Genomic DNA, 1501 nt, shown 5'->3' with positions numbered 1-1501 from the left:
GATGGTTCGATCGCGTTTAAGTTCGGTAAATTGATCGAAGACTGTCATCGTTTAAGCCCTTTAATAGCAGATCTCACTAAACTCTATGATATATGCGATAGGGCTTTAAGCACAAGGTACAACTCTATTAACCAAATTAATTGAAGGTTGCTATGTTAGAAAAATTAGAGATGTTTAATGATCGAAATCAAGAGTTTCAGCTTCTAGAAGATTACTTGAAGAATCGAACTCATGGTCAAGAACCATTATCGATACTTGAGGCTGGATGTGGAAGAGCATGGCCGCTTAAGCTAAGTGGTATTTCCTATCGACTGACGGGCGTCGATATTGACGAAAAGGCATTGAATGCAAGAAAAATTATTGTAAAAGACCTCGATGATTCTATAATCGGAGACCTCCGGACTCTTGATATCCAAGATCGGAAATATGACGTTGTCTACAGTTCATATGTCCTAGAACATATTACACACGCAGAGCGTGCTCTTGAGAATATGACCCGGTGGTTAAAGCCCGGTGGTTTGCTTATTCTTAGGATTCCGGATCGTGATTCGGTCTACGGTTTCATTACCAGAATCACACCCTTTTGGGTCCATGTATTCTATAAAAAGTACGTAAAAAAAATAAAACACGCTGGCGAAGAGGGTTTTGGACCGTATCCGACTGTGCATGATCATATTATTTCACGAAACGGAATACATGAGTTTTGCAAGAGAAATGGATTAGTCATCAAAGAAGAGTATGGAAAAGCAAGCTATTTAAATGGAAAAGGTATTGTTCCGATTCTTTCGCGAGCATTCGCCATAGCAGTGTCCGCCATGTCCTTAGGTAAACTTCGTTGGGAGCACAACAACTTAACCTATATAATAGTAAAACCAGAAAGCGCGCCCTAAAAATGACAGGCTGCAAATATGTGGCCTCCTTTTTTACTCGACTTCGTTATTTTTAAAGTCTTACTGAGAGCTATAAGTAACAATCCCCTGGCAAAGCCGGGGGCTTTGAATTCGTGAGCCGCTCAAAGCGGCAAGGGGTCGCTCACGCGGCCCCACGGTTCTTGGGCCGCCTAAAGGCGGCAGATCAGCGCCACAGTCTGAGCTGATCCAGGTGCTGGTCTTCGCGCTCCTGGTGCTGGATGTATTCTCGGATCGTCGCTTCATCCCGACCGACAGTCGAGACAAAGTAGGCTCTCCCGGATCTCAGGGGGTCATGTTATCATATAAATCAGTCACTTGATGGCGGTGCTCCGCTAAAATGTCATTCGAGCGCTTTTGATGATGACTTTCGATAATGATACGATTCAGGCCCTTTTAAATCTTCCTGACCTCGCAATTGAACGGGTGGTTTTAGGTGAACGTAAAACGTTGAGAATTGACGTTCATAGTACCCTAGAAGGAACGCAGTGTCACCGTTGTGGCAAGCCGATTCATCATGCTTATGGTTTGGGTAATGAGATCGAACTTCGACATTTGCCTCTACTCGAATACCGAGTGCTGTTGATCTGACG

Annotated in this window: 2 protein-coding genes and 1 pseudogene; 2 read left to right on the top strand and 1 reads right to left on the bottom strand. The window is 43.9% G+C overall.

What is annotated here, in order from left to right:
- The first annotated feature begins 152 nt into the window (after nt 1-152).
- Nucleotides 153-890 (top strand): class I SAM-dependent methyltransferase, encoded by a 738-nt coding sequence (locus tag CKO25_RS20695; RefSeq protein ID WP_200389829.1) that lies wholly within the window; start codon nt 153-155, stop codon nt 888-890.
- 184 nt (nt 891-1074) lie between these two features.
- Here the strand turns inward: CKO25_RS20695 and CKO25_RS20690 are convergent.
- Nucleotides 1075-1185, bottom strand: a pseudogene (locus CKO25_RS20690) (IS200/IS605 family transposase); the annotation flags it as partial.
- An 83-nt stretch (nt 1186-1268) separates the two neighbouring features.
- Between CKO25_RS20690 and CKO25_RS20685 the strand changes: the two are divergent.
- Nucleotides 1269-1499, top strand: coding sequence for a hypothetical protein (locus CKO25_RS20685; RefSeq protein WP_200387302.1), 231 nt, complete (start codon nt 1269-1271; stop codon nt 1497-1499).
- The last annotated feature ends 2 nt before the right edge of the window (nt 1500-1501 follow it).

Source organism: Thiocapsa imhoffii, assembly GCF_016583985.1.
Taxonomy (GTDB): Bacteria; Pseudomonadota; Gammaproteobacteria; order Chromatiales; family Chromatiaceae; genus Thiocapsa; species Thiocapsa imhoffii.
The sequence above is the reverse complement of the archived record's forward strand: the minus strand, read 5'-3'. Positions and strand labels throughout refer to the sequence as shown.

Excerpts from the sequence above, each read along its gene's own strand:
- CKO25_RS20695 (WP_200389829.1), top strand. The coding sequence starts at position 153 with ATGTTAGAAAAATTAGAGATGTTTAATGATCGAAATCAAGAGTTTCAG.
- CKO25_RS20685 (WP_200387302.1), top strand. The coding sequence starts at position 1,269 with ATGATGACTTTCGATAATGATACGATTCAGGCCCTTTTAAATCTTCCT.